This window comes from Perlabentimonas gracilis (assembly GCF_011174675.1).
GTDB classification, from domain to species: domain Bacteria; phylum Bacteroidota; class Bacteroidia; order Bacteroidales; family Tenuifilaceae; genus Perlabentimonas; species Perlabentimonas gracilis.
Genome location: NZ_JAANIG010000030.1, coordinates 47,508 through 56,210 on the forward strand (window position 1 = coordinate 47,508; position 8,703 = coordinate 56,210).

The 8,703-nt window shown below is 45.3% G+C and carries 5 protein-coding genes; all 5 read left to right on the forward strand.

The features are described from left to right. Window positions 1–9: 9 nt before the first annotated feature. The 5 genes from G8O23_RS12755 (at window position 10) to G8O23_RS12775 (ending at window position 7,897) form a co-directional block, all read left to right on the forward strand. Window positions 10–1,287: a DNA cytosine methyltransferase gene (locus G8O23_RS12755; protein ID WP_166365426.1), complete on the forward strand. Its 1,278-nt coding sequence runs from the start codon at window positions 10–12 to the stop codon at window positions 1,285–1,287. A 14-nt stretch (window positions 1,288–1,301) separates the two neighbouring features. Beyond that, window positions 1,302–2,372, forward strand: a complete 1,071-nt coding sequence (locus G8O23_RS12760; protein WP_166365428.1) for a helix-turn-helix domain-containing protein — start codon at window positions 1,302–1,304, stop codon at window positions 2,370–2,372. Between the two features lie 557 nt (window positions 2,373–2,929). After that, window positions 2,930–4,273, forward strand: a complete 1,344-nt coding sequence (locus tag G8O23_RS12765; protein ID WP_166365430.1) for a hypothetical protein — start codon at window positions 2,930–2,932, stop codon at window positions 4,271–4,273. Between the two features lie 281 nt (window positions 4,274–4,554). Continuing rightward, window positions 4,555–6,831: an efflux RND transporter permease subunit gene (locus tag G8O23_RS12770; RefSeq protein WP_166365432.1), complete on the forward strand. Its 2,277-nt coding sequence runs from the start codon at window positions 4,555–4,557 to the stop codon at window positions 6,829–6,831. Window positions 6,832–7,126: 295 nt separating this feature from the next. Then, on the forward strand, window positions 7,127–7,897 hold the full coding sequence (locus tag G8O23_RS12775) for an outer membrane lipoprotein-sorting protein (RefSeq protein WP_166365434.1): 771 nt from the start codon (window positions 7,127–7,129) through the stop codon (window positions 7,895–7,897). The last annotated feature ends 806 nt before the right edge of the window (window positions 7,898–8,703 follow it).

An 8,703-nucleotide genomic window follows, 5' to 3' on the forward strand; every position in this document is an offset into this window, starting at 1 on the left:
CAATAAGTAATGAGCAATAAGTTTCACTCCATTGTAGAAGTGGCGCAAATGCTAAACCTGTCGCAAAAAACGGTGCGCCGTCATATTGCCAGCGGCAAGCTCAAGTCGGTTAAAGTTGGTGGGGTTTACCGAATCCCCGTTGATGCCCTAGAGGAGTTTATCAACCTATCGTCACAGCAACCCGAGCATTTCGATTTGGACGGTAAGGTGAAGAATCATAATAATCAGAAAAAAGTTTCTACAGGATACAGGAGAACCAACGGCTCCGATGAGGTTCGCTGGGTTGATATTGATGATGTGTGGGCACAACCTACAAAGAGTGAGCTTACGTTTGTCGATCTGTTCTCGGGTGCTGGTGGCATAACCAAAGGTTTCGAAATGGCTGGCTTAAGTGGGATTTGCGGGCTAGACTGGTTCCCCGAAGCGGGAAAAACCTACCGCCGTAACTTTTCGCATCCGTTTATTGAGGGCGATATTAAGTGCAACGATAAGAAACACGAGTTCTACCAAACGGTTAAGAGTGAGCTAAATGGTCGCAAATTAAACGTTGTGGCTGGTGGTTTCCCTTGCCAGGGATTTAGTATGGCAGGCAATAGGATTGTTGACGATCCGCGTAACTCGCTGTATAAGGAGCTGCTTGATATTGTTAAAAATTTGCAACCCGAATTTGTGGTGTGCGAGAATGTGGTAGGCCTTAGGTCGATGCTGGGCGGAAAGGTAGAGCAGATGATTCTGAACGATTTTGAGCAGGCAGGTTACGCCATTAATGTAACAGTGCTGCGGGCAGCCGACTATAGCGTTCCGCAAAAGCGCGACCGGGTAATATTTATTGGCAATCGCATTGGTAAAGAGAACTTTCATCCAAAACCATTTTTACAACCTAGCCATTATGTTACAACTGGTGAGGCCATTGCCGATTTAATGGACAAGCCCGACAACCCAAAATTTAATCACGTAGCTACTAAGCACAGACCCGATATGGCGGAGCGTATGCTTGCGCTGGAGGCTGGCAAAAGCTTGTACAAGGGCTATTCCGATGCTTGGAAAAAGTGTGCCTGGGACGAACCGTCATGCACCATAAAGGAAAACCATGGCGGGGTTAATGTGCATCCAAAGTTGCCAAGGGTACTCACTGCTCGCGAAATGGCGCGCTTGCAATCGTTCCCCGACGATTTTATTTTTGAAGGCCCCAAAAACAAGCAGCTGGTGCAGCTGGGGAATGCCGTTCCGCCACTGCTGGCAAAGGCCATTGGGCTGGCCATTCGCAAATCGTATAACGAACTTTAATATCAACAAAAAAAATGGAAGCAATTGCTTGGGTAGGTTTTTCGCAGGGGCTATTTGCCGCAATTATTATGCTTGGCAAGCGCAATCGCAGCGTGTCCGATAAGCTGCTAACCGCTTGGCTATCGTTACTGGCCATCGAGTTTTTAACCTGCGCTATCGATTACTCGGTTTTTGATTACCCACTGCTCTCGAGCTCGTTTCTGCTCTTTAATCCAGCGTTCTATCTATATGTTCAGTCGCTAATTGATACAAAATTCAAGCTAAAATATCTACAACTACTTCACCTTGTACCATTCGTATTTTTCGAATCCTTTTCCTACATACTTCACATTCCGCACGCTATGCAAGGATTTCTTGCACAGGATTCCAACTTCTGGTTTCGGGTTATATTCTCGTTGGCATCAATCCTATCATGGGCAATTTATAACTACAGCACAGCCATTACCCTATACAGGCATAGGAAACGAATTGTAAACGAATTTTCAAATATCGAGAGCAATAAGCGGGTGGGGTGGTTGCTGTTTGTGGTGTTTTTCTATAACATATACTGTTTTGCTGCCATTGCCATAGCCATGACGTCTGTTTTTGTTGATCTTGGCGTACCACTATCGCCCATATACAACTACTCAGCAATGCTACTAATGGTATACATACTAGGGTTCTACGGTTTGCAGCAGCAGGTTATTTTTGTTGATATTGAATCCGAGAACGACAAGCCACAACGCTATAGCCAATCGTTACTAACCCCTACACGCAAGAGCAAGATTAGGCAAAGCCTCGAGAGCTATTTCAACAACGAAAAACCCTACCTTAATCCTGACCTGAATATGGATATGATTTCCTCTGCGCTGGGGTATCCAAAATACCAAGTAACCGAGGTGCTGAATATGGATATTGGCAAAAATTTCTTTCAGTTTGTAAACGAGTATCGCGTGGCCGAGGTTAAAGCAATGCTCAAGGATACCAGCAATCTGTATTCTATCGAGGCTATAGGTTACGAGTGTGGTTTTAGCAGCAAGTCGTCGTTCTTCACTGTTTTTAAGCGCCTTACAGGGCTCACTCCGCAGCAGTTCCGCAATTCTTAATTAGTTTGTCGGTAATCGGTAATTCCTGCCTGCCTTGACGGCCGCCTGACCAAGGTAGTCGGATAGAGGGTTCGTAAACGTCAATCATTCAATCCTGCTCTCGTTATGCTTCGCATCCCCTCGTCAGCTATTGCTTATCTCGTCAGTTATCACTTACGAGAAAAGTTGAGACAAGCTGAGGCAGGCATTCAATCAATTCCAAATTTTATGAACCCTAAACCCTAAACCCTAAACCCTAAACCCTAAACTTTGAACTGTAAACTCTATACCTTAAACTCGTTCTTCTAAGTTGACAAAAAGCAGTTGGCAATGAATAGTGTCTACCAATCATTCAATCTTGCCAGAAGCAATCATTCAATCAATCTACCTGTCCGCTCTACCCTGCCTACCGCAGGCAGGCTGTAGTTAGACAGGCCACTGGCGGATCAATTCTCCCAGTTTAACTTTAAAAACTCCAACCACAAGCTGCGGTTCAACTTTTAAATTAAAAACCGTTATAACTCCTATGCTGCGCTAATTTTGGGATATGTTTAACCTGTTTATAAATCTGAAATTATATGAGAAGGATAGCTATCCCAATTTTAATTTTTGCGCTAGCTTCAATAAGTGGATATGGCCAAAGCATTTTCGATGATTTGACCTCCGAATCAACATCTGGCGACGATAAAGCATCGCTTAAGTTCAGCGGATTTGTTAGGGGAGTGGCGTATGGTGCTGGCGATGTGTACGATTACACCAACGCCTTTGGCGAGTTCTCGCTAATAGCCTCGCTCGAGAAGAACAAAGCCTTTTTGGTGGCCGATATGCGTGTGCGCGAGGGCGTTTTCTTTGGAGCGCGTGAGCTGCAGCTGCAACTTAAAGAGGCTTATGGTGGTTATAAGGGCGATAATGTTGATTTGTTCCTAGGTAACCAAATTGTTACCTGGGGGCGTACCGATGGTTTTAATCCTACCAACAACATCACGCCTAACGATTACTTTTTTTTTACCAACGAGCCCGATGACCAGAAACTATCGAATTTTATGCTTAGGGCACGCTTACGCCCAGCGCATACTTTCGATGTTGAACTTATTGCCATTCCATTCTATCGGCCATCGGTTTATCGGTACGACCTGTTTCAAACCGATCAGCCTGCCACTTTTGCTAGCTTGGAATACCCCACTTTGCAATTCGATAAGGGTGCGCTGGCCATAAGGGCTAACCTTGAGGAGTCGTTTATGGGCGCATCGCTCTCGTATTTTGTTGGCTATAACCCATTCTACGGATTTTCGCTAACCAACTTCTCCATTAATCCGCTTGGGGTAGAGTTTAGCCCAACGCCATACTTTATGCAAACCATTGGAGCCGATTTTGCTATTCCCATAAAATCATGGATTGTGCGGGGCGAGGGTGCACTTAGTATAACAGACGATTACCAGCAGCAGATGCAAACTCCAAATCCCGATTTCTCTTATGTTGTTGGTATTGAGCGTAGTTTTTTTGAAATCACGGCAATTTTTCAATACGTTGGTAAGTATACTTTCGATTTTGCTGAGCTTACCGAGCCAATCCTAACCGGATTCACCCCTGATGCTATGATGGAATATGCTTCTGAAATGGCCCAGTACGAATCGATGATGTACAACCGGCGCATCTTTAATCAGCAGGAGCAAACCAACCATATGCTTTTTCTCTCGCTCAACAGGTCGTTTTTTTACGAGCAACTGAATGTTGAGCTGGCTGGGGCTTACAATATTACCACCGAGGAGCATTTGTTCAGAGGTAAGGTGAAGTGGAGCCTTACCGATGCCGTGGCAGCAAATATTGGCTGTAGCTACATGCTTGGTCCCGACCAATCTATATACAATATGGCGGGTAAGGTTATGAACGGCGTGTTTGTTGGGCTTGAGGTAGGGTTTTAGGAGGAAAGTGTTTTAAAGTGCCTAGAATTCGAAGTTTAAAGTTTAAAGTTTAACGTTTAAAGTTCATAAAGTCAAAAGTCAAACCCTTAATAAACTCTAAACTCTAAACCCTCTACTTCACTGACACTTTCAGCTTGCCTGCCGTTGGCAGGGTGCTTTGCACGCTGTCAGCCGGCCTGCCTGCCCGACTACCGTGGTCAGGCGGGCTGGCAAAGGCAGGGGCAATCAACCAATCAACCAATCAACCAATCAACCAATCAATCAACATAATCTCCAAAGCTATGAACACAAACACATTTATAACTCGATACTGGCGTTGGCTAATTGTTGTGCCAATTATTGTGACGCTGCTAATGGTTTTGCCGCTTACCAAAGCGCGCATTAACCCCGATTTAATGGCTTACCTGCCCGATGATATTGAGGCTAAGCTGAACAACGATAAGCTGGAGCAGATTTTTGGCAAGTACGACCCCATACTGCTAATTTTTGAGGCCGATGATGTGCTCTCGGAACAAACGCTGCAAAGGGTCGAGGCTATTAATGCAACGCTAAAGTATTCCGAGCTGGTTGATGATGTGCTATCGCTATTCGAAACTAAGTACATTAGGGGCGAGGATGGCGCTATGATGGTTGACCCTGCGGTGCGCTATTTGCCCCAAACCGATGAGGAGCGAGAGCAGCTCAGGCAGGAGCTGAAGGAGAATCCATTGGCATACAAACTTATGGTTTCCGACAATTTTAGGTACACTTCCATCATTCTAAATGCTAACGAGGGTGTAACCGACGACCAAATTTTTGAGTTTATAGATGCTACCTTGGCAGAGAATCCTGGCGATGAGCCAGTTTATATCAACGGGTTACCCTTTTTAAGGTACGAGATACAGCGTAAGGCTATTCGCGATTTGGCCATTCTTATGCCACTGGGACTAATAATTATGCTCATCTTTCTTTACCTATCGTTTAAAGAGCGGAGGGGTGTACTGCTGCCATTTGCTGTGGTGGTAATGTCTATTGCACTGGCAATGGGGCTTATGCCCATTCTGGGGTACGATTTAAGCATAATTGCAGTAATTGTTCCCATCATGATGATTGCCATTGCCAATAATTATGGCGTGCATCTAATAGCACGTTATCAGGAACTTAATGCAAGCAATCCTAGTTGGAGCATGGCTCAAATTGTTAACGAGTCGGTTACTCAGCTGGCAAAACCCATTGTGCTTACCGCCCTAACCACCATAATTGGAATTATGGGGCTGGTTGCTCACGTTATGCTGCCTGCCAAGCAAATGGGTATTGTGAGCTCAATAGCCATTGGTTTTGCTTTGGCGTTGAGCCTGTTTTTTATTCCGGCAGTAATGCTTCGTATGCCCAAGGGTAAACCCAAAGCCTTTAAAACGGAGGGAAAAACCTCGTTTGTTAGCCATTTTCTAACGTGGGCGGGTAAAGTATCAACCCAGTCGCCCTTAAGGGTAGTGTTTGTATTTGTTAGCTTCATGATTATTGCAGGCATTGGTATTAGCAGGTTGCAGGTAAGTATCAATTTTGAGAAGATGCTACCAAGCGACCACTCGCTGCGCATTTCAACCGATATTGCCAACAAGGACTTTGGTGGCACCAAAAATATCAACATACTTTTTGAGGGCGATATTATGGAGCCTGAGGTGATACAGACCATGGATAGGTTCGAAGCCGAGCTGGAGCAAGACCCCAGCGTGGGGAGCGCCACATCGTTGGCATCGGTTATTCGTATTATTAGCCGTTCGCTTAACGAGCCCAATAGCGAGTTTTACGATAAAATACCCGATAGCCGTCAGGCTATTGCGCAGTACATTGAGTTTTACAGCATGAGCGGCGACCCCGAGGATTTTGAAAAGCTGGTAGATTTCGATTATACCAAAGCGGTTATGAATATTCAGCTTGTTGCCAACAACATGAAGGAGTTGAATAGGGTAGAGGCAAAAATTCGCAATTTGGTAAGCCAAACACCCTACGCAACCGTTGTTGCCGGGCAATGCCTAATTGAGAAGCAAATGGGCAATTCCATTGTGCGTGGGCAGGTTTACTCGCTTATATTTGCGCTGCTGGCCATTGCCATTCTTATGTGGATAATTTTCCGTGCCTTCTCGGCAGGACTTATGGGTAGCATCCCGCTGTTACTCACCTTGGTTTGTAACTTTGGCTTAATGGGCTGGTTTGGGCTACATCTCGATATTGGCAACTCGCTTATATCGTCCATAGCTATTGGTATTGGGGTCGATTACACCATCCATCTTTTCTGGCGATTAAAGTACGAGTTGGGCTTGGGCCGCGATTACAAAGTAGCTATTCTTAACACCCTTACAACCACTGGTCGTGGAATTGCCATCAACGCATTCTCGGTAATCATAGGTTTTGCCGTGCTTTTCTTTTCGGGAATTGTGCTGCTTAAAACCTTCGCTTTCCTCATCATCTTCTCGCTGCTGCTGTGCTTGCTGTGTGCCCTTATTTTGGTGCCATCGGTAGCATTGCTAACTCGACCAAAATTTTTAGAGAAAAATGGTGCAAGCCCCAAATTGTAAGGTATTTATGTTGATATTGTTTTTAAACAGATGCTTCTACTACCAACTTCGTGGAAACTGTATAAATTATAGCAAACTTAAATTTTTGGTTTGGGTTTGAAGACGGAAGACAGAAGACAGAAGAAAGAAGACAGAAGACGGAAGACAGAATTAACATACTTCAACCTTCCGACTTCCCTGCCCGACTGAATCATTCAGGCGGAGGGCTTCGGTCAAACGATCCTAAGATTTTTCCACTAAAATAGAAGTAGTACCTAACAGATAGGATTATACTAAACCAAAAAATCAGAATAAAATGAGAACATTTCTTTTTACCATGCTGGCACTTTCGCTACTATCGTTACAAACCTTTGCACAGGATGCTCGCGAAATATCAATAAAATCGTCCGATGCCATTGAATTTTCATCTATGGAAATGGCCACAACGCTATACATACATGATAACAGAGGTAACACGCGCGAGCGCCAGGTGGCAGTTGCCACAGGCACTTTTGGTGGGGTAACCAAAACGCTTATGCGGTTTATTGCCCCAGCCGATGTTCAGGGTACATCAATTCTGATATACGATTACGAGGAAAAGGGTGACGATATGTGGGTTTACCTGCCTTCGCTGCGCCGAACTCGTCGTATTGTTAGCACCGAGCGGGGCAAGAGCTTCATGGGCTCAGAGTTTTCCAATGCCGATATGAGCCGCCCTAATATCGACGATTTTGAGTACAAACTGCTGGGTGAGGAAACCTTTAACGGCAGGGATTGCTGGAAAATTGAAGCCACTGCCAAAAACCGCGATGTGGAGTTGGAGTATGGTTTTCGCAAGCGTATTTCATACATCGACAAAAGCACCTATCTGGTGCAGCAAAGCGAGCTGCTCGACCGTTTCGATAAGCCCTACAAGGTGCAAACTTTTGCCGATTACCGCAAACAACCTAACGGTAAGTACTTCTCGTTTGCCATGGAGATGAAAAACGTGCAGAACAAGCGCCGTTCAGAGATGAAGATAACCAAGTTCCAGCTGGGATCCAGCCTAAACGAGGCCAGCTTCGCTGTGGCTAGCTTGGAGAAGTAGGGATTGAGTATGTAAAGTTGAAACCTAAACCTGACAGCCCTGCCTGTCGGCAGACACGGTGCTAAGTTTCTGTCAGCGTTTAGGGTCTAAGTTATTTGGTTATCGGTTATCGGTTGCCTTTCTCGTAAAACAGCTGTTCTTTGGCTGGATGACGAGATCGGTTTTCCCTGCCTACCTTGACGGCCCGCCTGACCACTGAACTCAGGCAGCTTGCCTGCTGGCAAGCAGGGTCATTCAATCAATCATCCAATCATTCAAAACATTGTGAACCCTAAACCTTAAACTCAAAAACCAATACGTCATTGACGCTGACAGCTTGCCTGCACTTTCCTTTGGCAGGGGGGGCGCACCCTGTCTGCTGTCGCCTGACTGCTGGTAGGCAGGATAAACAAGCGACAGGCAGGGCTGTCAGATCATCCAATCAATCAACCAATCAACCTGCCTGCCCTGACGCCAGTAAGGTAGGTCTTCCAATCAATCATCCAATCACCCTATCATTCAAAACATTGTGAACCCTAAACCTTAAACCTTAAACTCAAAACCCAATACTTCATTGACGCTGACAGCTTGCCTGCACTTTCCTTTGGCAGGGAGCTTTGCACGCTGTCAGCTTGCCTGCCTGCCCGACTACCGTGGTCAGGCGGGCCGGCAAAGGCAGGGTCATACCACTTACCCCAAACTTTATGAACTTTATAAACTTTAGGCACTATATTAGCCCCAATTAAAACCGAGCAGAAAAATTGCTAAATTTCTGACGGTATGAAAAAGAACAGTTACTGGACATCAAAGCGAAAAGCTGAAGTAGT

Excerpts from the sequence above, each read along its gene's own strand:
- G8O23_RS12755 (WP_166365426.1), top strand. The coding sequence starts at position 10 with ATGAGCAATAAGTTTCACTCCATTGTAGAAGTGGCGCAAATGCTAAAC.
- G8O23_RS12760 (WP_166365428.1), top strand. The coding sequence starts at position 1,302 with ATGGAAGCAATTGCTTGGGTAGGTTTTTCGCAGGGGCTATTTGCCGCA.
- G8O23_RS12765 (WP_166365430.1), top strand. The coding sequence starts at position 2,930 with ATGAGAAGGATAGCTATCCCAATTTTAATTTTTGCGCTAGCTTCAATA.
- G8O23_RS12770 (WP_166365432.1), top strand. The coding sequence starts at position 4,555 with ATGAACACAAACACATTTATAACTCGATACTGGCGTTGGCTAATTGTT.
- G8O23_RS12775 (WP_166365434.1), top strand. The coding sequence starts at position 7,127 with ATGAGAACATTTCTTTTTACCATGCTGGCACTTTCGCTACTATCGTTA.